Origin of the sequence: Marinomonas sp. S3726 (genome assembly GCF_000967665.1) — a bacterium.
Classification (GTDB): domain Bacteria; phylum Pseudomonadota; class Gammaproteobacteria; order Pseudomonadales; family Marinomonadaceae; genus Marinomonas.
The window spans coordinates 697,760-722,254 of record NZ_JXYC01000004.1 but is presented as its reverse complement, the minus strand read 5'-3'; the positions used below and the strand labels follow the sequence as shown (position 1 = coordinate 722,254).

At 44.2% G+C, this 24,495-nt stretch carries 20 protein-coding genes; 9 read left to right on the top strand and 11 right to left on the bottom strand.

Annotated features, from left to right (window positions below; genetic code table 11):
* The first annotated feature begins 58 nt into the window (after positions 1 to 58).
* The gene (locus tag TW85_RS04450; protein WP_157196883.1) at positions 59 to 3,277 is read left to right on the top strand and encodes an EAL domain-containing protein; all 3,219 of its coding nucleotides are present in this window, start codon (positions 59 to 61) and stop codon (positions 3,275 to 3,277) included.
* Positions 3,278 to 3,391: 114 nt separating this feature from the next.
* Here the strand turns inward: TW85_RS04450 and TW85_RS25315 are convergent, their stop codons facing one another.
* Positions 3,392 to 3,970, bottom strand: coding sequence for a HutD family protein (locus tag TW85_RS25315; protein ID WP_052701844.1), 579 nt, complete (start codon positions 3,968 to 3,970; stop codon positions 3,392 to 3,394).
* Positions 3,971 to 3,995: 25 nt separating this feature from the next.
* Positions 3,996 to 5,372: a formimidoylglutamate deiminase gene (locus TW85_RS04440; protein WP_046015828.1), complete on the bottom strand. Its 1,377-nt coding sequence runs from the start codon at positions 5,370 to 5,372 to the stop codon at positions 3,996 to 3,998.
* Between the two features lie 161 nt (positions 5,373 to 5,533).
* Between TW85_RS04440 and hutC the strand changes: the two genes are divergently transcribed.
* The 5 genes from hutC to hutG all read left to right on the top strand — a co-directional run bounded on the left by hutC (position 5,534) and on the right by hutG (position 11,921).
* Entirely contained in the window at positions 5,534 to 6,289 is a 756-nt protein-coding gene (gene hutC / locus TW85_RS04435) for a histidine utilization repressor (RefSeq protein ID WP_046015827.1), read from the top strand.
* 193 nt (positions 6,290 to 6,482) lie between these two features.
* Positions 6,483 to 8,177 carry a urocanate hydratase gene (hutU, locus tag TW85_RS04430; RefSeq protein ID WP_046015826.1) on the top strand — a complete coding sequence of 565 codons (1,695 nt, stop codon included), beginning with the start codon at positions 6,483 to 6,485 and terminating at the stop codon, positions 8,175 to 8,177.
* Between the two features lie 24 nt (positions 8,178 to 8,201).
* Positions 8,202 to 9,755, top strand: coding sequence for a histidine ammonia-lyase (gene hutH / locus TW85_RS04425; protein WP_046015825.1), 1,554 nt, complete (start codon positions 8,202 to 8,204; stop codon positions 9,753 to 9,755).
* Between the two features lie 140 nt (positions 9,756 to 9,895).
* On the top strand, positions 9,896 to 11,119 hold the full coding sequence (gene hutI, locus TW85_RS04420; protein WP_046015824.1) for an imidazolonepropionase: 1,224 nt from the start codon (positions 9,896 to 9,898) through the stop codon (positions 11,117 to 11,119).
* Positions 11,112 to 11,921 carry an N-formylglutamate deformylase gene (gene hutG, locus TW85_RS04415; protein ID WP_046015823.1) on the top strand — a complete coding sequence of 270 codons (810 nt, stop codon included), beginning with the start codon at positions 11,112 to 11,114 and terminating at the stop codon, positions 11,919 to 11,921. Before hutI ends, hutG begins: the two co-directional genes overlap by 8 nt.
* A 178-nt stretch (positions 11,922 to 12,099) precedes the next feature.
* Here hutG and TW85_RS04410 read toward each other — a convergent pair whose 3' ends face one another.
* From TW85_RS04410 to TW85_RS04390, 5 genes are all read right to left on the bottom strand, one after another.
* Positions 12,100 to 13,143: a hypothetical protein gene (locus TW85_RS04410; protein WP_046015822.1), complete on the bottom strand. Its 1,044-nt coding sequence runs from the start codon at positions 13,141 to 13,143 to the stop codon at positions 12,100 to 12,102.
* Between the two features lie 90 nt (positions 13,144 to 13,233).
* Positions 13,234 to 13,869 carry a DUF1007 family protein gene (locus TW85_RS04405; protein WP_046015821.1) on the bottom strand — a complete coding sequence of 212 codons (636 nt, stop codon included), beginning with the start codon at positions 13,867 to 13,869 and terminating at the stop codon, positions 13,234 to 13,236.
* Positions 13,870 to 13,925: 56 nt separating this feature from the next.
* On the bottom strand, positions 13,926 to 15,044 hold the full coding sequence (locus tag TW85_RS04400; RefSeq protein ID WP_046015820.1) for a zinc ABC transporter substrate-binding protein: 1,119 nt from the start codon (positions 15,042 to 15,044) through the stop codon (positions 13,926 to 13,928).
* Positions 15,041 to 15,952 carry a metal ABC transporter permease gene (locus TW85_RS04395; RefSeq protein WP_046015819.1) on the bottom strand — a complete coding sequence of 304 codons (912 nt, stop codon included), beginning with the start codon at positions 15,950 to 15,952 and terminating at the stop codon, positions 15,041 to 15,043. Before TW85_RS04395 ends, TW85_RS04400 begins: the two co-directional genes overlap by 4 nt.
* Positions 15,945 to 16,688, bottom strand: a complete 744-nt coding sequence (locus TW85_RS04390; RefSeq protein ID WP_046015818.1) for an ATP-binding cassette domain-containing protein — start codon at positions 16,686 to 16,688, stop codon at positions 15,945 to 15,947. The genes TW85_RS04395 and TW85_RS04390 overlap by 8 nt, the downstream gene beginning before the upstream one ends.
* 249 nt (positions 16,689 to 16,937) lie before the next feature.
* Between TW85_RS04390 and folE2 the strand changes: the two genes are divergently transcribed.
* Together folE2 and TW85_RS04380 are read left to right on the top strand one after the other, a co-directional pair.
* Positions 16,938 to 17,888 carry a GTP cyclohydrolase FolE2 gene (gene folE2 / locus TW85_RS04385; RefSeq protein ID WP_046015817.1) on the top strand — a complete coding sequence of 317 codons (951 nt, stop codon included), beginning with the start codon at positions 16,938 to 16,940 and terminating at the stop codon, positions 17,886 to 17,888.
* Between the two features lie 201 nt (positions 17,889 to 18,089).
* A complete protein-coding gene (locus TW85_RS04380; RefSeq protein WP_238326157.1) occupies positions 18,090 to 18,593 on the top strand; it encodes a transcriptional repressor in 504 nt (167 codons plus the stop codon).
* 131 nt (positions 18,594 to 18,724) lie between these two features.
* On the opposite strand, the gene TW85_RS04375 is transcribed toward TW85_RS04380, so the two are convergent.
* From TW85_RS04375 to nagB, 4 genes are all read right to left on the bottom strand, one after another.
* Positions 18,725 to 19,942 (bottom strand): MFS transporter, encoded by a 1,218-nt coding sequence (locus tag TW85_RS04375; protein ID WP_046015816.1) that lies wholly within the window; start codon positions 19,940 to 19,942, stop codon positions 18,725 to 18,727.
* Positions 19,943 to 20,116: 174 nt separating this feature from the next.
* Positions 20,117 to 21,280: an N-acetylglucosamine-6-phosphate deacetylase gene (gene nagA / locus TW85_RS04370; protein WP_046015815.1), complete on the bottom strand. Its 1,164-nt coding sequence runs from the start codon at positions 21,278 to 21,280 to the stop codon at positions 20,117 to 20,119.
* The gene (locus tag TW85_RS04365; RefSeq protein WP_046015814.1) at positions 21,277 to 22,161 is read right to left on the bottom strand and encodes a BadF/BadG/BcrA/BcrD ATPase family protein; all 885 of its coding nucleotides are present in this window, start codon (positions 22,159 to 22,161) and stop codon (positions 21,277 to 21,279) included. The genes nagA and TW85_RS04365 overlap by 4 nt, the downstream gene beginning before the upstream one ends.
* On the bottom strand, positions 22,154 to 22,996 hold the full coding sequence (gene nagB, locus TW85_RS04360) for a glucosamine-6-phosphate deaminase (RefSeq protein WP_046015813.1): 843 nt from the start codon (positions 22,994 to 22,996) through the stop codon (positions 22,154 to 22,156). Before nagB ends, TW85_RS04365 begins: the two co-directional genes overlap by 8 nt.
* 192 nt (positions 22,997 to 23,188) lie before the next feature.
* Here nagB and TW85_RS04355 point away from each other — a divergent pair, with 192 nt between their 5' ends.
* Positions 23,189 to 24,460 carry an ABC transporter substrate-binding protein gene (locus TW85_RS04355; protein WP_046015928.1) on the top strand — a complete coding sequence of 424 codons (1,272 nt, stop codon included), beginning with the start codon at positions 23,189 to 23,191 and terminating at the stop codon, positions 24,458 to 24,460.
* Positions 24,461 to 24,495 lie beyond the last annotated feature (35 nt).

Sequence of the window (24,495 nt, the reverse complement as noted above, 5' to 3'; positions counted from 1 at the left end):
AGGTAAATAGCTCACTCCTCCTAGTATTTGGCGACACATTAACTAAGAGAATTTCATTTTGCATCTAATAAGTAGATATTTTAAATATTTTACGGTTTGCCTAATATTACTCTTAAGCTTTTCTACCCATGCGAATACCCAAGCTAAAAATATTCTCATTATTTTATCTTACTCTACAGATTTCCCTTCGTATCCCAGTATTACTAAAGCCTTTAGCCAATCTTTAAGCCAGCATAATCTCAGCTACGAATATTTAAACAGTAAGAACAATTGGTCTCACGATTATCAGGCTTTAATGGGAGACTTCTTATCTAAAAAACAAGCGCTCTCAAATGAAAAAATCGACCTTATCATTAGTGTCGATGACAATGCCTTAGACTTTGTGAGAAAGAACCACACCAGCCTATATCAAGATATTCCTGTTGTTTTTATGGGAGTAAATGATGTTAGCAAGCTCAATTGGGCAAAAGATCACACCTTCTTTACGGGCTTTTACGAAGCGCCTTCATTTAAAGAAAACCTACTTTATGCTCAAGGTTTATTCCCTGATAGCAATACCATACACCTGATTAACGATGCTTCGACCAGTAGTCGAGCCAATACAAAGCAACTCATAAGAGCAGCTAACTCACTTAACCTTGAAAAGCATTTAAACCTGATATCACTTGAAGATCTAAACTGGAAACAATTCGAACAAAGCCTCGCCTTATTACCTGAAAACGAACCCATCGTTTTAGTCTCAGTCTTTGTTGATAAGAATGGCGAGAGAAAGAGCTATTTTCAGGGCTTAAATAGCATTATTGATAACAGTGATTCACCCATTATTACCTTTTGGTCCCATGGACTTGGTAAGGGAGTATTAGGTGGCCATATGATTAATCCGGCCAAACATGCCCAGGCTGCTGCCGATTATGCAAAAGCCATCTTAAAGGGTAACAGCCTGTCCTTACTCCCTATTATTTATACCAGCCCCAATAGCAACGAATTTGATTTAAAACAGCTCGATAAACACCAGATTGAACTATCAAAATTACCTGCCGACACTAGCTTTACCAACCCAACAAAATCTGTACTTAATAATCTTTGGGTCATTATCTTACTTATCAGCATTATTGTGATTTGCCTCATTGGTGCCGTCACCTATCTTACTTTACAGGTGCGTCGACGAGCTCAAGCAGAAGCCGATTTACTACAGGAAAAAGCCCTACTAGCTGGCATCATCAATACCATCCCAGATCATATTGTTTATAAAGATAAAGACTATCGTTACCAGGTTTCCAACTCAGCATTTGAGAACTTCGTCCAACTTTCAAAGAGTAAGTTAATCGGCCATACAGACCATGACCTATTTGAAAACAAGATTATCTCCTTGTTCCACCCTATGGATAGCAAGGTAGTACAGACAGGTAAGGAATTACGCTGCACCGAATACATAGCGCTAGAACAAGGTGACAGCGCCATTTTAGATATTATCAAAACCCCTTTTTACAATAATAAAGGCGTACTCACTGGCATTATCAGCATTGCTAGGGATATTTCTCAATCCTATAAGCAACAGGAAGAAAACAGGCTATTAGCGACCTTTTTTAAACAGTCCTCTGAAGGCATGGTCATTGTTAGCAAACGAGGCCGGATTTTAACGGTTAACCCAGCACTCATTAGCATGACAGGCTTTAGTGCAGAACAACTGATAGGCAGCAGCTTTCGTAAAGTGCTAGCAAACTCTTCCTATAAAGCCTATCGCAATATGAGCATCGACTTGAAGAATGTTGGTAAGTGGCAAGGTGAAATGGAATACATCACCTTAACTCAGCAATCTCAGCCTGGCTGGGTCATAGCGACCAGCGTATTAGACGAAATGGGGCAAATCAGTCACTTTGTTGCCTCTTTCTCTGACATCAGCAAACTAAAACGCTCACAGAATAAGCTCCAACATCTTGCTCATCATGACTCTTTAACTGGTTTGCCAAACAGAACCTTCTTAACGCAAAAGTTATCCGGCATGATAAGTCATGCTCGCAAACAAGAAAAACAGCTCGCCGTTGCCTTTTTAGATCTGGATAGATTCAAGAATATCAACGACACCTTAGGTCATATGTTTGGCGACAAGCTACTAAGGGTTATTGCTAGGCGTATGTATAACCAACTAGAAGAAAATGAAGTTGTCGCTCGAATTGGTGGCGATGAATTTATCTTAATCCTAGACCCAAGTGATGGCTTGGAAGCCCTAGGGGCCAGACTAGATCTGCTCAATCAAAAGATCCAAGAAATGGTTTATCTAGATGGCAAAGAAATCATGACCTGCGCCAGCATTGGTGTCAGCCTTTATCCACAAGATGGCACCAGCTCAGAGCTATTATTCCAGCATGCAGACACCGCCCTATACAGCGCCAAAGAAGCGGGCCGTGCTATGCATAAGTTTTATGCCAGTGCTTTGACAATACAAGCACAAGAAAGACTGACAATTGAGAGTCACCTAGCTAAGGCTCTCGAATATAAAGAAATGACCTTGGCTTACCAGCCAATCTATGATTTTAGACAACAGAAGTTTGTGAAGGTAGAAGCCCTTCTACGTTGGCACACACCTAAGCTTGGGCAGGTTTCACCAGACAAGTTCATTCCTATCGCAGAAGAAACTGGCGGCATTCTCAACATAGGTAACTGGGTATTAGAAACGGCCTGTCGCACCATGGTGCAATGGCAGCAAAGAAGTTGTCAGATACAAAGAATTGCGGTCAATGTCTCGCGTATTCAAATCGCACGTCAAAACATGTTTGAGACAGTCAAAGAGATTCTGCAACAAACTAAATGTAAGCCCCAATGGATTGAAATTGAGGTTACGGAAAGTGCCATCATGAACTTATCAAAAGACGGACTTAAGCAGTTAACCCAGCTCAAAGAGTTTGGCGTGTCTATTTCAATTGATGATTTTGGCACAGGACAGTCTTCTTTATCATCACTAAAAACCTTACCTGTCAGCACGTTAAAAATTGATAAATCCTTTGTGCAAGATATGCCAGAGAATAACAATGATGTGGAAATCGCACGCCTAATTCTACAAATGTCCAAGGTCTTAAATGTGAGATCTGTGGCGGAAGGGGTAGAAACAGCAGAACAAGCGCAGGTGCTTAAAAACATGGGCTGTGATCTTTGCCAAGGTTACTTATTCAGTAAGCCGCTCACCGAAGAAGCGTTAGCCGCTTTTATTAATCATCCCAGTTGGTTACAGGAAAAAGCGATTCAAGCGGTGTCTGAAAACCTAGATTACTCTTACTGATATTTGTATCTTTTCTCTAAATAGAAGGCCCTTAATGGGCTTTCTATTTATCTTTCCCTCATCGCAATGCTTTAATCGCAATAGTCTAATCACAATAGCCATCAGCAAGGAATATCAAAGATCGCTAATTTCGATCAGCACACCTTCGCCTTTGCGCAAGTGGTAACGCGTGTTCTTATCCATAATCAAGAAGCTATCCTTAGGCATAATCAAATCTTTCACCCCTTGATCGACTGAAATATTCGATACCTGATTCGCATAAAAATAAGTTTGTTGGCTAGGCTTACTCAAAGCATCACATGGGGCATATAAAGCCTGAACAAGTGCTTTGGTATCAGAGCGTCGCACCATGATGTTTAAGTCTTCAATAGGCCCATCGAGCAACTCTGAGGTAGTCATATCACCACCATAAAAAGTCGCTATATCCAAATCGTGCAATAAATCATCATGGGTCACATGGCCTTGCTCTGATTGATGCTCTAAACGCATTCCCTTCCCAGCTATCAAAACTAGATGACGCTCTAAGCCTGAGAAGTCCGAAAATACACCCGAGTCAGAGACAGCCGCCTGACTAATACGAAATTTCACGCCTTTCTCATCTTCAAGCTTAAGCAGCTCTAAAGTTTCACCCTTGCCATTTTTCCAAGGCATACGGTGAAATTGCGCCTGAGTAATCAATGTTTCTTGAGACATAAATGAGTTCCTATTTAACGCCTATTTAGTTAAAAAGTCGTTTTAACAAGGCGGTAAATTCAAGGTTTGATTGGGCTTCAGCCTGATGTTTAAAATCATTGATGACCTGATTACCTGCCACATACACATGGCGAATCAGGTTCTCATTAGTGGCGAATAACCAGCGATTAAGCAGGTCTTCATTCTTACTTGCTGCGATAAAAGGATGGCGATTATCCAACACCATAAAGTCGGCTCTATTGCCTATTTCTAGCCCTAAATTTACCTGACAAGCTTGATTACCCCCTTGTCTAGCCGCCTGAAACAGGTAATCCCCCACATGGTGCTCACCCTCTTTATAAAGTCGATTACGCTGCTCGTCTCTAAAGCGTTGGCTATATTCCAATGTTCTCAGCTCTTCTACTAAAGAGAGGCTAACATGGCTATCTGAACCTATACCCCAACGTCCACCTTGAGCGATATAGTCCACCCCAGGGAAAATACCATCACCTAAATTCGCTTCTGTTGTTGGGCATAAGCCAGCTACCGCGCCTGATTTTGCGATGGCTGTGACTTCATTTTGATCAAGATGAGTCGCATGAACTAAACACCAACGCTCATCCAAACCTATCTCATTAGCAAGCCACTGCACAGGGCGTTGACCACTAAAAGCAACACTGTCTCGTACTTCTTTTTGCTGCTCAGCAATATGAATATGGATAGGCATTGTCTTATTAGAAGCTTGACCCAATTCGGCCATCACCTCTTGAATTTGCCCTTGAGTCACGGCACGAAGAGAATGAAAGCAAACCCCCATCTTATGCAATTTATGGCCAGCTAGAGAGTCTTGGCTTGCTTGATGTAAAGCCAAATACTGCTCTGTACTATTAATAAAACGCGCTTGACCTTCATTTGGCGCTTGGCCACCAAAACCAGAATGACTATAAAGTACTGGTAATAGGGTGACACCAAGCCCTGCTTGATCACCCGCCTGAGCTAGCTGTAACCCCATTTCATTTAGCTGATGATAGGTCTGCCCTTTTGGGTCATGGTGCAGATAATTAAACTCTGCCACCTGGGTGTAACCTGCTTTCAACATATCAATATAAAGTTGAGTCGCAATAATGCGTACATCATCAGGGGTGAGTTTATGTACCATCTTATACATAAGGTCACGCCAGCTCCAAAAACTGTCATTGGGGTTCAAGCTCACTTCTGCCATACCCGCCATAGCGCGCTGAAAAGCATGGGAATGAAGGTTTGCTAGGCTAGGTAAAGTGGGGCCAGAAAGCAGAGTCGCACCTTCTGGGCTCGCATCACTACTTAGACTATGAATCAGACCATTTTCTACTTCAATTCGGACATTTGTTTTCCAACCTTGGGGAAATAAAGCCTGTTCGGCAAAGTAGACTTGGCGTGTCATCAGGGTCTCCAGCATCAATTTATGAGTAGTTTTCAGTGTAGCGGAAACAAACTTGTCTATACAAGTATAATTTTACCCTATACCAGTTTTTAAATATCTGGGTATAATTCAAGCTAACATATTCATTCGCACAGCTTTTACGCAATTACTAAGGTTTAAACATGGTCGATACCGCCACCAGCATGATGGACAGCTTATCTAAGACAATCGAAGATTCGCCCGCACCTATTTATGCCAGAGTTAAGCAGGCTATCTGCCAAAAGATTAATAGCGGCGAATGGCAGGCTGACCAAAGGGTTCCCTCTGAATCAGAAATGGTAAAAGCGCTGAGTGTTAGCCGCATGACAGTGAACCGTGCCCTGCGTGAACTCACGGACGAAGGCATACTGGTAAGGCAACAAGGTGTCGGCACCTTTGTGGCACAAAAAAAGGCTCATTCAGCACTATTTGAAGTGCATAACATTGCCGATGAAATCGCTGCCCGTGGGCACACACATAAGGCGCAACTCATTGAAATAACACGCGCAAAAGCCAATATGGAAGAGGCAATGAACCTAGGTGTACGCACTAATCACAGTATTTTTCGCGCCACTATTTTGCACTTTGAGAATGAACTTCCTATCCAGATAGAAGAAAGGGTCGTTAACGCCAGTTTAGCGCCAGACTATGATAAACAAGACTTCCAACTGAATACGGCTTACGACTACCTAATGAAAGTAGCCCCAATGACAGAAGGTGAGCACCTAGTTGAAGCTGTCATAGCAACCCCATCTGAGTGTGAGTTATTAGGTATCAATGCCAGTGAACCTTGCTTGCAAATTAAGCGTCGCACTTGGTCAAAAGATAAACTTGTCACCACAGCCAGGCTTTTATCTCCTGGCTCCCGTTTCCAATTATTCGGTCATTTTGGTCGCTAAGCGTATTTTAAGCGATTAAATTTCTCTTACTAATCAGACATTTGAATCCCTTATATTAAGCAACAAAAGACAAGCAAGATTATTCAGTCTTGCTTTTTTTTCGCTTTTTTTTAAGAGAAGGTATTGCGCTCTCTAGGCTTTGCTCTTATTGTTTATAACAACTTGTATAGACATGTATGTAGGTGAGATAACAATGACTGAACAAAATCGCTTTCGTGCTGGCACTGTTAAAGCAGCAACAGGAACAGAACTAACCGCTAAATCTTGGCTAACTGAAGCGCCTATGCGCATGCTAATGAACAACCTAGATCCTGAGGTTGCTGAAAACCCAGAAGAACTGGTTGTTTACGGCGGCATTGGCCGTGCAGCTCGCAACTGGGAGTGCTATGACAAAATTGTTGAGTCACTTACCGATCTAGAAGAAGATCAAACCTTACTTGTACAGTCAGGTAAGCCTGTCGGTGTTTTCCAAACACATAAAAATGCCCCTAGAGTGCTAATTGCAAACTCAAACCTAGTACCACACTGGGCAAACTGGGAGCATTTCAACGAGCTAGATGCCAAAGGTTTGGCTATGTATGGCCAAATGACAGCTGGCTCTTGGATCTATATTGGTAGCCAAGGCATAGTCCAAGGGACTTACGAGACGTTTGTTGAAGCGGGTCGTCAACACTACAATGGCGAACTTGCAGGCCGTTGGGTTCTGACCGCAGGTCTTGGTGGCATGGGTGGCGCTCAGCCATTGGCCGCAACCCTAGCAGGCGCTTGCTCTCTTAATATCGAATGCCAACAAAGCCGTATCGACTTCCGTCTAAACACTCGTTACCTAGATGAGCAAGCAACAGATCTAGACGACGCACTTGCTCGCATCAAAAAATACACAGACTTAGGCGAAGCTCGCTCTATTGGTTTATGTGCCAATGCGGCTGATGTACTGCCTGAACTTGTTCGTCGTGGTGTTCGCCCTGACATGGTGACAGACCAAACCTCAGCCCATGACCCACTAAACGGTTACCTGCCACAAAACATGAACTGGGAAACTTACCGTGAACAAGCGGTTAGCGCACCAGAAGCAACCGTAAAAGCGGCGAAAGTCTCTATGGCTGAACACGTTAAAGCCATGCTTGCTTTCCAAGAAATGGGCATTCCTACTTTTGACTATGGTAACAACATCCGCCAAATGGCTTTGGAAGAAGGGGTAGATAATGCCTTTGATTTCCCTGGTTTTGTTCCTGCTTATATTCGCCCTCTTTTCTGTCGTGGTGTTGGTCCTTTCCGTTGGGCAGCACTGTCTGGTAACCCAGAAGACATCTATAAGACAGATGCTAAGGTAAAAGAATTAATTGCTGATGATGCTCATCTTCATAACTGGTTAGACATGGCCCGCGAGCGTATTCAGTTCCAAGGCTTACCAGCACGTATTTGTTGGGTAGGTCTTGGTCAAAGAGCAAAACTCGGGCTAGCCTTTAATGAAATGGTACGCTCTGGTGAATTATCAGCACCGGTTGTTATCGGTCGTGATCACCTAGATTCTGGCTCAGTTGCCAGCCCTAACCGTGAAACTGAAGCCATGCAGGATGGTTCAGATGCCGTATCTGATTGGCCACTATTGAATGCTCTATTAAACACAGCATCTGGTGCAACTTGGGTTTCTTTACACCATGGTGGTGGCGTAGGCATGGGCTTCTCACAACACTCAGGCATGGTAATCGTGGCGGACGGTAGTGATGATGCAGCAGAACGTATTGCTCGTGTACTCACCAATGATCCGGGTACAGGTGTTATGCGCCACGCAGATGCAGGCTACGATATCGCCATCAACTGCGCCAAAGAACAAGGCTTGAACCTACCTATGGTTGAAGCAACACAAACAAATAAAACAAAATAATAAACCTTGCGGAGAAGCAAATTCATGTTTGAATTTACCCTAATTCCAGGAAAGATCACCCTGGCAGACCTACGCCAGATCAGCCGTCGCCACGTCAAGATTACCCTTGACCAAAGCGCTGTTGCAGACATTCACGCCAGCACTCAGGTTGTAAATGATGTAATCGCTGAAGACCGCACTGTTTATGGTATCAACACTGGATTTGGTCTATTGGCCAATACCCGTATTGCCGCCGAGGACTTAGAAGAACTACAACGCAGTATTGTCCTATCCCATGCCGCTGGCATTGGCGAGCTAATGGACGATGCGACGGTTAAAATGATCATGGCGCTTAAGGTGAATAGCCTAGCGCGTGGTTTCTCTGGTATTCGTTTATCTGTGATTGAAGCCCTTATCACCCTGATCAACAAAGAAGTTTATCCATGCATTCCACAAAAAGGTTCTGTGGGCGCATCGGGTGACTTAGCGCCTTTGGCTCATATGAGCGCAGTATTATTAGGTGAAGGCCAAGCTCGCTATAAAGGTGAAGTCTTGTCAGGCCAAGCTGCCCTTGCTATTGCAGGTCTAGAGCCAATTACCTTGGCACCAAAAGAAGGTCTAGCATTGCTTAATGGTACTCAAGCATCGACAGCCTTTGCATTAGAAGGTTTGTTCCATGCAGAAGACCTATACGCGTCTGCCATTGTGTGTGGTTCCCTGTCTGTTGAAGCGGCCCTAGGTAGCCGTCGTCCATTCGACGATAGAATCCATCAAGTACGTGGCCACCAAACACAAATTGATGCTGCTGCGGCTTATCGTCATTTACTGACTGATCGCAGTGATTTGGGCGAGTCTCATGTTGGTTGTGAGAAAGTACAAGACCCTTATTCACTTCGTTGCCAGCCACAAGTAATGGGAGCCTGCCTAGACCAGATCCGTAATTCAGCAAACACACTTTTGGTTGAAGCTAACTCAGTATCCGATAACCCATTAGTCTTTGCAGCTGAAGGCGACATCATTTCTGGTGGTAACTTCCACGCAGAACCTGTGGCATTTGCAGCGGATAACCTAGCCCTAGCAATTTCTGAAATCGGCAGTTTGTCAGAACGTCGTATGGCACTTCTGATCGACAGCAGCTTGAGTAAGCTCCCCCCTTTCCTTGTTGATAATGGCGGTGTTAACTCTGGCTTTATGATTGCCCAAGTCACCGCAGCAGCGCTTGCCAGTGAAAACAAAACCTTTGCTCATCCAGGTTCTGTAGATAGTTTGCCGACATCCGCTAACCAAGAAGACCATGTTTCTATGGCAACCTTTGCGGCACGTCGCCTAAAAGATATGTCAGAAAATACCCGTGGTATCTTGGCCGTTGAAATTCTGTCTGCAGCACAAGGCCTAGACTTCCGTGCACCGCTTAAGTCCACTGAATTACTTGAGCAGGCGAAAGCCGAGCTAAGAGCCCGTGTGCCTTTTTATGATAAAGACAGATACTTTGCGGCTGACATTGAAAAAGCCAATGACCTACTAGCAGAAGCGGTACACAATAGCTTGATGCCAGCAGGCCTACTACCAAGCTGTGGCCCGACACCTGCAAATGCCTAGGCTATGCATAAACAGTGTCATTAGGGCAAAGTAATACCCAGCCCAGCTAGCAAAAAAATAGGCCAGACTTTTAAAGTACTGGCCTATCTTTTTATAACAGGCCTCAACATTAGGCCTAACAATAACAACAAGGGGTTGTCATGACTCAGGCATTCAAATTCGATTCTCTTTGGCATGGTTTTCACCTTACCACCATGCATCAAGGCCAGTATCACAACATAGAAGACGCTGCGATTGGCGTCGTCGGTGAACACATAGCTTGGATAGGAAAGCATGCCGACCTCACAGATTACAGCAGTGATGAGAGCCATGATCTCGGTGGTGGTTGGGTCACACCCGGCCTCATAGACTGTCATACCCATCTTGTCTTTGGCGGTAATCGCGCTAATGAATTCGAGCAAAGACTAAACGGTGTCAGCTACCAAGAAATCGCAGCCCAAGGTGGTGGTATCGCCTCTTCGGTAAAATCTACCCGAGAAGAAAGCCACCAAGAATTATTTGAAAGTGGCAAACGCCGTCTTATTTCCCTATTAAAAGATGGTGTCACTAGCCTAGAAATTAAGTCAGGTTATGGCCTTTCCCTAGAACATGAAGTGAAGATGCTGGAAGTCGCTAAAGAACTTGCAGAAGCCTTCCCCGTTGATATCAAAACCACCTGTCTAGCGGCCCATGCGTTACCACCAGAATATAAAGGCCGCAGTGATGATTACATAGAGCACTTATGCTCAGAGGTCCTGCCTAAAATCGCAGAATTAGGCATAGCCGATGCGGTTGATGCATTTTGTGAAGGCATAGGCTTTAGTCCAGCTCAGGTTGAGAAATACTTCAAAGTTGCTCAAGCGTTAGGCTTGCCAGTAAAACTCCATGCGGAGCAACTCTCTTCCCTAGGTGGCACCACATTGGCAGCGCGTTATCAGGCATTATCTGCGGATCATCTAGAGTTTATTACTGAAGATGATGTGGCCGCCATGGCAGAATCAGGCACAGTCGCTGTGATTTTACCCGGCGCTTATTTCACCCTCAAAGAAACACAAAAGCCACCTATCGATTTATTGCGCCGCTACAAAGTTCCTATGGCAATCGCCACAGATGCAAACCCAGGTACCTCTCCAGCCCTGTCTTTACGTCTTATGATGAATATGTCCTGCACCCTGTTTGGCCTCACGCCAGAAGAAGCCCTAGCCGGCACAACCATACATGCGGCTAATGCGCTTGGTTTAGCAGAAAGTCATGGCGAACTGGCTGTGGGCAAACTGGCTGACTTTGTTTGCTGGGATGTGGAAAGTCCGGGGGAGCTAAGTTATTGGTTAGGTGGTAACCTGATGAAATCTCGCATTAAATCTGGAGCCCTTGCTAATGTCTAAGATTGCTAACCCCTTTAACTTTCATCAAGGCGAAAGCCCTATCTTGGTGAGCATGCCTCACTCTGGCCTTGCCCTGTTAGATCATATGCAAGAGACCTTAAGCGAAGCAGCTAAACCTTTACCTGATACTGACTGGTATATCCCTGAGCTTTACGACTTTCTGGCCGAATTAGATGTCACTGTGATCAGTGCAAACTACTCACGCTATGTGGTGGACCTAAACCGTCCAGTGGATGACAAACCTTTATACAGCACTAAAACAACAGGCCTTTTTCCTGATATTTTATTTGCTGACGAACCCGTCTTTTTACAAGGTAAAAACCACTCAGATAGTTTAAAGGCGCAAATCAAAGAGGATATCTGGCAAGCCTATCACGGTAAAATTGCTAAAGAGCTTGAACGCATAAAAGCCAAGTTTGGTTATGCTATTTTGTTTGATGCACACAGTATCGCAGCACAAGTGCCCATGCTATTTGAAGGCACCTTGCCTGACTTTAACTTTGGTAATAATGATGGTGCCGCTTGCGATGCAAGGCTTTTGACTCAGTTAGATGAGATCATTGCTGAAACAGACTATAGCCATGTCGCTAATGGTCGCTTTAAAGGAGGCTATATTACTCGCTCCTTTGGTCAGCCAGAACAAGGGATTCACGCAATTCAATTGGAACTATCTCAAGCAACCTATCTAGATGATGCACTTTTCAAAGAGGGTATTTATCAACTGGATGAAGAGAAAAAAAAGAAAGTCAGCCCACAACTTAAACGCCTCATAGAAGCCTTAATTGCTGTGGGCCAACCCTAGAGCAAAGAATATTGGAAACCTTTCAAGAGAGGGATTCAAAAGAGCTCAGGCTTTTGAACTTTTTCTTGAAGGCCACCCCAATAAAAAGGGAACGCTCTCATTAGCAGGTCCTGCTAAAACTTTTAAACGGGCTTAACCTCCATCAAAGCGAGATTAAACCTATAAAACTAACCAAGCCTTACAACACTGGGGAGAATAAGAGACTTGTCCCCTGCATCATGATGACTCCCATAACACAAATAAAACTCGCTGCCCCAAGCTTTAAAATGAGCTCTCGCCAATGAGAACCTTTGCTTGCAGGCTTTAAAAAGCGACGCAACAAAGCACCGCCCTTAATAGACACAAATGCTAAGAAAGAGATGGCCGCGCCAGTCCCCATGCCCATAGCAATAGCCCCTATCATCCCTAACCAATAAATCCCTAATGATTTAGCAAAAATCAGCACAAGTAAGGCGCCACTACAAGGGCGAATACCTATGCTCAAGACAATACCAAGATAGTCTTTAAGGTTTTTTGCCTGATCAATATCATCAGGGCTTGCATGATGTTTATGGCCGCAACCACAGGCATGCTCATGGCTATGACTATGCTCGTGGCTATGATCGTGATCCTGGCTATGGCTGTGACTATGCTCATGGCTATGCTCGTCATGACTATGGTCATGACTGTGATCATGTTCATGACTGTGTTCATAGCTATGGGCTTTAGCTTTAGCGTTCGCTTTTTGCTTGAGAAAGTCTCGAATACTTTTCCAAGCCAGATGCAAACCCAATAAAATCATGGCCACAAAACTCGCATCTATCAGATAACTCGCCTTGCTATTTACTTCTCGCATGCTTGTCTCTAAGACAAATAGCAATGCACTTACTAAAACGATCGCCACCAACGCCTGCAACAAGGCAGCACTGATAGAGAGTATTAAACTGGTTTTCACTTTCGTCGGGTGAGTACTTAAATAACTCACCATAATCACCTTGCCATGCCCAGGCCCTATGGCATGTAAAAAGCCATAACTGATACTGGCTGCAGACACATAAAACACAGCTTTTAATGGGTGTTCATGGGCCAAGCTAAGTAGCTGGCTAATACTGCGTGTTAGGTCTCTTTGCCAAGCTTGTAACTCAATAAATACATAGGGCATTAAAGGCCATACATAGAGATAAAAGCCACTGGCTAAAAGCAGTCCTAAACAGGCTAAAACATAAGGATAAAAGCGGGTCATACCATCACCCTTTTAGGCTGTCCTTTACCTACCCAATGGGTAAACATTTCACTCATCCTTTTCGTAGCACGATTTATAATCATCATGAATTTATTGGCACGCAATCTGACTTTCTTGTGCAAAAACCGCCCCTAGCGTTAGGTCAGGGCTAGCATCTATCGGCATAGCCCAAGCTTGGCTGATTTGCTCCATACTTGGCTCAGATTCCACTACCAGTCTTTTACACACACTGCTTAGAGCATCACTAAGCTGTAGGTCATTAGCGCTAGGCCAAGACATCTCAATGAAATAACTTGGATCAAACACCTGAATCCCCAATTCGCCTTGATCTAGCAACAAAGGTTCGTCAAAACCCAGATAAAAACTAAACACGACATCTATGCCATCTAGGGTGACTCGCTCTAAACTGGCATCTAAATTAGCTAAAACCTCTTTATTCCAACTCACTTGGGTAAAGAAAGAATCACGCTTTAAATTATCAATCAGTCCTTTGGCGACCTGCTCAAGGCTGGTGACCTGTTCCTGCTTTTCTAAGTTTTTACCTTCTAAAAGATAAACCGATGTCATGGGATCAAAGCGCCAAACCATATTGATGCCGTAGACCTTTTTATCTTCGCCATCAACATAGGTTTGAACATCTATCCAAGCGTGAGGGTGGGCGTGTGCATATAAGGACATTAAGCCAAATACCAGAGGTAAAAAAACTAACTTAATTACTGATGACATACGCCTACCCTTTTGTTTTACGCTGAATTATTTCTTTCCCTTGTTATGGCTCAGCATTAATTGCTAAGCGCTTTAACTAGGGTACTTATATTATGTTCCATCATTTTAATATAAGTTCCCGCAGCTTGGTTAGGGCTAGACAAAGCATCGGCATAAAGCTCACCACCAATCTTGGCACCCGTTTCACGGGCAATCTGCTCAATTAGGCGAGAGTTAGAAACTTTCTCAACAAATACCGCTTGAATGTCATCCTTGCGAATTTGCTTGATGATTTTCACCACGTCAGCTGCAGAGGCTTCTGCTTCTGTGCTCATACCTTGAGGGGCAGTAAAGTTAAAACCATACTCACGGGCCAGATAACCAAAAGCATCGTGTGAGGTAATCACATTGCGCTTATTCTCAGGCACTTGGCTCATTTTTTGAGCTAGGTCTTTCTCAAGGGCCTTAAGCTCCTTCACATAGTCCTTAGCATTTTGGTTGAATTCAGCCGCATGTTCAGGTGCCAGCTTAACGAGTGCTGCGCGAATATTCTCAACATACACAAGTACGTTAGTCACACTGTGCCAAGCATGTGGATCGAATTCCCCATGGTGATGATGGTGCTCATCGGCGTGGTGCTCTTCTTCATCGTCATGATGTTCTTCTTCATCATGGTGACCATCTTCGTCATGATGACCTTTTTCATCGTGATGACCTTCTTCATCATGATGCTCATCTTCATCGTGATGACCTTTTTCATCATGATGCTCGTCTTCATCGTGATGACCTTCTTCATCATGATGCTCGTCTTCGTCGTGATGGCCTTCTTCTTCGTGGTGCTCATCTTCTTCACCAAGGTGAATCAGATTTACTCCGTCAGTCGCCGCAATTTTGACACCTTTAAAACCAGCTGATTGCTCTAGTCGTTCCATCCAGCCTTCAAATCCTAGGCCATTTACAACCAATAAATCCGCCTCAGCCACAGCTTGAGCATCCATTGGCGAAGGTTGATAAACATGGGCATCACCATTAGCTTCAACCAAGTTAGTGAGACTAATATGCTCACCACCGACTTCTTGCACTAGGTCATTTAAGACACTAAAGCTGGTCACCACTTTAAGTTCAGCGGCCAAACCTAATGTCGGGATAGACAAGAGAGCAGACGCGAAAACATTTACCAGATATCTGGATTTCATGAGCACAGATCCTTATTAATAGAGGGTTGGGCCGGCCTTGCTAACACAGAGCAAAACAAGCCATTTAACGGGCTAAATAAAATTGAAAAGAGATAACAGATCACCAAAACAAGCACTATGCTTGGGCTAGTCGGCAAACCAAAATGGAAAGAAAGCAATAAGCCCGCCCAGCATGAAAGCGCACTCATTCCAATCGAAAGTAAAATAATCGGCTCTAAACGACGGGCCCAAAAACGAGCAATACAAGCAGGCAATATCATTAATCCCACCGCCATTAAGGTGCCAAGTGCGTGGAAACCAGCAACTAAATTGGCAACCACTAAAAACATGAAGGCTAGGTGAGCCCAATTACCGCTTTTACCAAAACTGGCTAAATAATCCGGATCTAACGAGCCAAGCACCAAGGGTCGATAAATAATCGCCAATACCACAAGGCTCACCACACAAGTCAGCTGTAATAGAATCAAAGCCACATTATCAAGGGCCAATGCGGTACCAAATAACACATGCAAAAGGTCGATGTTACTGCCCTTAGCCGAGATCAAAATCACACCTAATGCCAGAGAACCTAGATAGAAGGCGGCTAACGTACTGTCTTCACTTGAGTTAGTTTTAAGGGCTGTGGCACTGGATAACATGGCCACTAAAAGTCCCGCCATAAGACCACCCAGAGTCATGGCGATCACGGACAAACCACACAACAAATAAGCTATTGCGGCGCCTGGCAATATGGCGTGCGCCATGGCATCACCGGTCAAACTCAAGCGACGTAACATCAAAAACACACCAATAGGCGCGGACCCAATAGATAAGGTCACACATCCTAATAACGCTCTAGCCATAAATTGATAATCTGTAAAAGGTGCAACTAACAATGTATTCAGGTTGAATGGAAACAGGTCAAGCATGATCTAAAAGGTCCAACCTCGAATCTGTCGTCACTTCTAATGGTACTTGCTCTATCGCATTGTCATTCGATGCGTCTAACAGGGACTTACTATTACCCTGCAATAGACCACTCGGATGGAATAACAAACACTGATCAAAATGCTGTTTCACCAATTCAAGATCATGAATAGCAGCTACTATAGTTGCCCCTTGTTCTTGGCAATATTTAAGTTGTTCTAGCAAAACAGAAATGGTGGCTTCATCCACGCCGTTAAAAGGCTCATCAAGCAATAACAATTTACTGGGTTGCAGCAACATGCGAGCAAACAAAGCCCTTTGCATCTGACCGCCAGATAGCTCACTCAGATGCACCTTGGTCATATCGCTCAAGCCCACTCTTTCAATGGCCTCATGTACTTCTTTGTCATAGTTTCGCATTGAGCGCCACCAGCCTGTCTGTGTCCAAAGGCCAGTGCTTACGAATTCTTTTAGATCAATCGGAAAGCCTTTTTCAATTCGCGCCTGTTGCGGTAAATAAGCAATATCATGGGAACGCACTACATCTAATTTCACACTACCACTTAGGGGTTTTACTAAACCCATAATGGTTTTAAGCAGGGTAGATTTACCCGAACCATTTAAGCCCACCAAGGCCAGCACATCTGAGTGCTGTACTTCTACATTGATATCAGTCGCTAATGGGCTTTGAGCTTGATAACCAATGCTCAAGCCCTCCAAAGTGATCATGGCAGACATAATTTATAACAACCCAACATTTAAAAGGATGAGAACTAGGCTCAATAAAGCGAGCGGAACAAAGCGCGCAACAAAGCCAAGAGAGTAAAAAGGCATAATTTAATCATTCTAATTATTTACGTTATGATATAACATATCATTTAAGGTTTTATAAAGTAAACAATTAAAGTGACGCCCTTGCAGTAAGTCGCGACCAAAACAGCCATGCAAAGGCCTCAAAGTGAATAGATAGAATATTTAGGAGATACCTTGATCGATCAACTGCCTGATGTTGCACACACTCAAGTTAACAGTCAGCAACCCAAAATAAATTGGGTTGGCATGGACGACATTTATCTGCCTATTAGCTTAGAAGAAGCCGGAAAACAGCTACCTAGCCAAGCATGTGCCAGCATAGCGGTTGATCTACCCGGTGGAGAAAATGCAGCTAAGGGCATTCATATGTCACGCCTTTACTTTCTACTGAATGAACTCGCCCAACAGCCACTCAAACCAGAAACGCTGAAACATTGTTTAGAGCAAGTACTGGCAAGCCACAGTGATTTGGACTCAAGTGTCGTTAGAATAGAACTTGCCTTTGACCTATTATGGCAACGCCCAGCACTGGTTAGTGGGAGCCCAGCGGGATGGCGTGCTTACCCTATGGTATTAAGCGCACAACTGAGTAAAGACTCGGGCTTTAGCTTGTCGTTACAAGCTGAGTTCCAATACTCGTCAACTTGCCCTTGTTCTGCCGCCCTTGTTAGAGAGACTTTGTCCAACCAGTTTAGCCAAAACTTTGCGGACCAAGAGTCTATTCCGACTCAAGAAGTTGCCCAATGGCTTAAGCAAAATGGCACCCTAGCGACACCTCATAGCCAACGCAGTTTAGCGCTTATCACCTTGCCACTTAACGAAGCAGCAGGTGCCTTCAATCTTGTAGCCTTGATCGAAGAAGTTGAAACTATTATCGCCACACCTGTGCAAACCAGTGTAAAACGAGCAGATGAACTTGCCTTCGCCGAACTCAATGGCAGCAATCTGATTTTTGTTGAAGATATCAGCCGCAAACTCGGCAAGGCATTAAGAGAAAAATATGAAGCGGTAGAAATTCAAGTAAGACACTTGGAAAGCCTACACGCCCATAACGCCTTTGCTCAGGTTTTACCTGATGTGAGCCAATCAGGTCTTAGGCCGCAATTTAAACAGGGTCCAAAATAAGAGGTTTCTCTAAGCAATACCTAAAAAGCCAGAGAATAGATAAGCAACCACTAAGCAATCGCTAAAAAACAGATAACGAATAGATAAACAAAAGTTATCAGGGCTCAGGTACAATGGGCCCGTTTTTTAGTAGAGGTCATTTAACCAAGGCCGTTTAACAGTGCTATCTAAAAGAAGTTGTCTAAAAGAGGAAGGGTTAACGTGAGCGTGACACATTCAGACTATAAGGACATAGTGGCAAGTGCAGCCAACCGCTGTAAAGATTCAGGCGGACGCCTAACCGTAAAAAGGGAAGAGATTTTAAAAGTCCTACTTGCCAGCAAAATACCTTTATCAGCCTACGAAGTGTTAGACCTTTATAAAGAGCAAACCCAAGAATCCATGCCGCCTATGTCGGTTTATCGCATTCTTGAGTTCCTAGAACAGCAAGAGCTTATTCACAGGCTTGGCTCACAAAATAAATTTATTGCCTGTTCCCATATAAAACAAGACTGCGCCCACCAAGTCTCTCAGTTTCTCATTTGTCGTAACTGCCAAAGCGTGAAAGAAGTCAGCATAGCCCAAGCCCTAGTAAAAGAGCTTAATGAGCAAGTCAAAGAAGCTGATTATCAACTGCTCAGCCCCCAGCTTGAATTAGACTGTATTTGCAGTACTTGTCTTAAGGAAGAAAGGCTAAAAGAAGAAAACCTCAAGCAGAAAGGCTGAAGAAGAAAGGCTGAAGAAGAAAGGCCAAAAAGAATAAAAACCTAAAAATAAAAAAGAGAGTGCTGAAAGCGAATAGCGCCCAACACTTTCTTACTTCTCTCAAATTATTTACCCTTATCTCATTCTCTATACTAGCTCGCCAGCATAGCCCGCACTCGCGCCACAGGCCTTTCATCAATCAAAACATGGATCACAGCGGTTAATAAGGCGATGCCAGCGGCCATCCACCAAACCACATCGTAAGAGCCGGTCGCATCATAAAGATAACCACCCAACCAAACACCACTGAATGAGCCTAACTGATGGCTCAAGAAGACGATGCCATATAACATGCCCATATATTTAAGACCAAACATCTGCGCCACCAAACCAGAAGTGGGCGGTACCGTCGCCAACCATAAAAGCCCAGTCACAATCGAGAAGGCATACACATTCATAGCCGTCATAGGCAGCAACATGAAGGCGGCAATGGATATTGCACGCAAAGCATAAATATAGGTCAGCAACATTTTCTTAGAATATTTGCCCGACCAAGAACCAGATAACAAACAGCCAAAGATATTAAATAAACCAATCAAGGCCAGACTTGCCACAGCGATGCTTTCGTCAAACCCTTGGTCGGTTAAAAAGGCAGGCATATGTACCGTGATAAACGCGAGCTGGAAACCACAGACAAAAAAGCCAATCACTAACCACCAATAATGGGCATGTTGGCTCGCCTCTTTTAAGGCTTCAGACATAGTTTGTTTGTCTTGATCATCCGTACTTTGCGCTGATGTTTTAATACCCTTAAAGGTAAAGGCCAAAAGCACCATCATGAAGGCCGAAGCTGCCATTAGTAGAAGCGCCGTGCTCCAGCCATACGCTTCGATAAAACCTTGTGCCACAGGAATCACTAACAGTTGTCCAGCAGATCCAGCTGCACTACCTAAACCTAAGGCGAAAGCACGTTTTTCAGGGCTCACCATTCGCGCCATAGCCGGTAATACCACACCAAAGCCAGTGGCTGCGATCCCCATCCCCATCAAGAGACCAGCCCCTAGATTAAGCCCAAAGACACCATCGGCATTAGCGGTGACATACAAGCCCAAAGCATAAACAAGGGCACCAATCACCACAGCTTTTACCGTGCCATATTTATCCGCAAAGGCACCGGCAATTGGCTGAAACAGCCCCCAACAGAGGTTTTGCAGAGCAAGAGAGAAGGCAAACACTTCTCGGCCATATTGAAATTCGGTAGAAATCGGGGCCATAAAAAAGCCCATGGAAGAACGCAAACCAAAGTTAAGCGCTAATAAGATGCAAGCAAATGCAATGGCAAAGCTAATGAGTTTTACTGGGGTCGACATAACTTATCCTGAGTTTATCTATACCTTGCCAGCCATTGCTTAAGGGCAAATATCTGGCTTATCTTTTAGAGTTCAGTTTCTAATCACTCTAATTTCTAGAGACTCTACTTTCTAATGCTTCTTTTTTCTAACAGCATGGCTAAAGGGTACAGATAAACTTAAGGATAAAAGTCGTCAAACTTGAACGGTTTCTGCTTGGTAAGCTATCTCCCCATCAATCCAAGTTTGCTGTACAAAAAGGTCATCATCTAGCGCCACAAGACTAGCACGATATCCAACTTGAATGCGGCCAAATTCTTCATCTAACCCTAAAAATTCAGCCGGCCTTAGGGATGCCATTTGCAAGGCACTGGCTTCATCAAGACCGATCAGTTTTACCGCATTACGTACCGCGCTAGCCATATCAAGATCAGACCCTGCTAGGGTGCCGTCTTCTGTCGTTACTTTACCCTGATGACGTATCACCTTTTTACCTAATAACGCCATTTCGCTGGCTTCATAACCCACACTTTGAATCGCATCTGTGACCAGCATGACTCGCTCGCTACCTTTAGCCGCAAGCGCTACTTTCATCACAGCAGGATGCACATGGTGACCATCGGCAATCAAACCACACCAGGTATCATGACCTGTTTGCAGGGCAGCACCTACAACACCCGGCTCACGAGACGTTAGCCCACTCATAGCATTGAATAAATGGGTAAAACCACGGGCACCGTTATTGACCGCTGCCATAGCTTCTTCATAGGTTGCCGCCGAATGACCAATACAAACAATGGCATCTTGGGCCACCAGCCAACTCACAAAGTCCGCAGGTACTTGCTCTGGTGCTAAGGTCACCATTAACTTACCCGATTCAGGCAGACTCAATAATGATGCGACCTTGTCTTCTGTAGGCGAGCGCAGCTTACCTTCGTCATGCACACCTTTTCGTACAGGATTCAAATAAGGGCCTTCATAATGTATACCCAGAATACCCGGCATCTCGCTTTCTATCGCTTGATTAATCACCTTATGGGCAGCAGACATGATACTAAAATCATCTGAGATTAAAGTCGGCATCATGGCCACTGTGCCATATTGGGCGTGCACCTGAATCATAGTATTTAGAGAAACCAAACTCGGCTCATGATTAAACAAGGCACCGCCACCACCATTAACATGCACATCAATAAAGCCCGGTACTAACTTATCTACCTCAATACCATCAACGTCAATGCCATCATCGTAACTTGCTCTTGGAGAAATGCGTTTAATTCTTTGCCCTTCAATTTCAACCACTTGATGCTTTAACCAGCGCTCCCCATCAAACAGCTTATTTACTAAGAATCGTGTCATACTGCACTCCTCCCTATCTTATGCCTTGCCATATAAATGGCACCATCCATTGCATCACCTTCCGCTTCGACCAAATAATTCAGGTACTGCTTAGGTAAATAAGCTTTTAAAGCAGCAGACACACCGCCTGTTAACACGACTTTTTCAGCCCCTTTCGCCAACAAACAATCAAGATAACGACTGGCCCAAAGGCTATGCTCTTGCACTATGGCTAAGGCAACCTCATCGCCATTGGCCGCATGTCTAAACACTAATGGCGCATACACCCCATATTCTCTGGGTAAGGGTTGGCGATTAAGGAACAAAACATATTGAGAAGCATCATCTGAAAACATTTGGTTAATTTCTTGCGTCAATGAAGACTCTCTACCAATGCCATCCAAGGCCGCTAATGAGGCTTCCAATGCCGACAAACCAATACGTGCGCCACTGCCCTGATCAGACACAGGAAAGCCCCAGCCACCTATGACATCAAATTCACCATCATGATAATTAAGCCCACAGCTGCCCGTACCAAAAATCAGCAGGGCGCCATTCTTTCCTGAGAATGCGCCTAAACAAGCAGTATGGGCATCACTTAACAGGTAAACCGCCGCAAAAGGATGAGCCTGAGACAAAACAATATCTTGCTCTAATGCTTGATTCGCTCCCGCTAAACCTAGGCCCAGATGCACTCTCGAATAATCGGATTCTTGCAACTCCCCTTGATCGCAGGCCTGTTGGCAAGCATCCATAATATTTTGCCATGCGGCCTGAATCCCAATTCTTGGGTTAGCAGAACCCGACACGCCTTCTCCTAGAAAGCAGCCATCACTATTTACCAAGCGCGCACGACAATGAGTGCCGCCCCCATCAACGCCTAAATACAAACTGCTATTCATGTGTTTTTCCCAATTCAGATTGTGCTAGCCTGTCTTTCGTTAAAGTACTCTTTGCTAACAGGTCTTGCTGCTTCTCACTCCATTGATAATATTCTTTCAGACTTAATTCAGCCGCAGCCGCTTCATCAATGATGACAGTCACATTGGTATGCTGCTGCAAAGCACTGGCTGGCACCATGGCAGAGAGAGGACCTTCTACCATTGCCTTTATCGCATTGGCTTTATTCTCACCCGTTGCCAATAAGAGTATGTCTTTCGCTTCTAGAATCGTGCCGATTCCCATGGTTAAAGCAAGATAAGGCTGAAATTCACCCTCAGCAAAAAAGCGTTTATTCGCCTCGACTGTCGATTGCGATAAGGTTTTTACCCGAGTACGAGAAGCGAGGCTGGAGCTAGGTTCATTAAAACCAATATGACCATTGATACCAATCCCCAATATTTGCAGGTCAATTCCCCCTGCTGCTGCAATCTGTGCTTCATAGTCAGCCGCGCTTTTCACAAGCTCAGACTTGGTAGCCAGATTGGCTGCTGGCACCTGAGTATTGTCTGGCTGTATATCAAGCTGCTCAAACAAATGATGATTCATAAAATAACGATAACTCTGATTATGCTCAGCACTAATGCCTATGTACTCATCAAGGTTAAAGCTTTTCACCTGTTTAAAACTTAACTCAGCCTTTTGGTAACGGTTTATTAACTCTTTATATAAGGCCAAAGGTGTCGACCCTGTCGCCAAACCCAACACACTATTTGCCTTTATTGATATCTGTTGAGCCAGACGATCAGCAGCATACTGGGCTACTTTTTTGGCATTAGGCAAAATAATAATTCGCATACCTATCTCCAATTAATTTAGATACCAATATAAGTCCATTTTAAACAAAAGGCCAAATTTTTTTCATTTTTATCGGTTATTTATTTGCCAACAAGCACAATTGGTGCTAATTTTTACCCGAAGTTAGATACCAAACATATACCAATAAAAACAAAAAACTCAGGTTTAAACCTAAAAATTGGAGCGTTAGCCATGTTAAAAGCTAGACCCGTTACCCTACTAAAACAGAGCGCCATAAGCCTAACTTTGGTTGCAGCCACTATCACAAGCGTACAGGCAAGTGGCAGCTTGTCGATTGAAAGTTGGCGTAGTGATGATGCCAATATTTGGAGCGATGTGATCCTTCCGGCTTTTAACCAATCACACCCAGATATCAAGGTTCACTTTGCACCAACACCTCCAGCAGAGTACAACTCAGCACTACAAGCAAAACTGCAAGCAGGCACAGCGGGTGATCTGATTACCTGTCGCCCATTCGATACTTCATTAAGCCTTTATCAAAATGGTCATCTTGAAAACCTAGCAGGTCTTGATGGTTTAAATGCCTTCTCTGATGTATCAAAAAGTGCTTGGGTAACAGATGATGGTAAAGAGCAATTCTGCTTACCACTTGCCTCCGTTATTCACGGCTTTATCTATAACAAAGCCATCTTTAAAGAGCTCGACCTAAAAGTGCCCGCTACTCAAGATGAGTTTTATAAGGTGCTAGATACCATTAAATCTGAAAGCCGCTATATCCCACTTTCTATGGGGACCGCAGACCAATGGGAAGCAGCAACCATGGGCTTTCAAAATGTCGGCCCTAACTTCTGGAAAGGGGAAGATGGACGTAAAGCCTTAATATCAGGCGAAGGCAAGTTAACGGATAAGGCGTATCTTGAAACTTGGCAAGAGCTGGCTAAATGGAAAGATTACCTAGGCCGTGGTTATCAGGCTCAAAAGTATTCTGACTCGCAAAACCTCTTTACCCTAGAACGTGCTGCTATCTACCCAGCCGGTTCTTGGGATATCCAAACCTTTAACGATCAGGCTGAATTCGAATTTGGTGCTTTCCCACCTCCAGTCGCAAAAGCAGGCGATGCTTGTTACATCAGTGACCACACGGATATTGGTATTGGTATCAATGCCAATTCAGATAATAAAGAAGCCGCCAAAGCCCTATTAAACTGGATGGCATCAGCAGAGTTTGCCAACTTGTTTGCCAATGCAGTGCCTGGCTTCTTCCCATTATCTAACCACAAGGTTGCGATCAATGATCCGGTTGCCCAAGAGTTTGTCAGCTGGAGAGACCAGTGTAATTCGACCATACGTAACTCTTACCAGATTCTATCTCGTGGTACACCAAACCTTGAGAATGCCCTATGGAATGTCAGCGCTCAGGTGATTAATGGCACCATGAGCCCAGAGGCGGCAGCGAAAAAAGCACAGGATGGCTTGCAAGCATGGTACGCACCACAGCAATAAGATCGACTCAGTAATACAATAACAATGACGGAAAA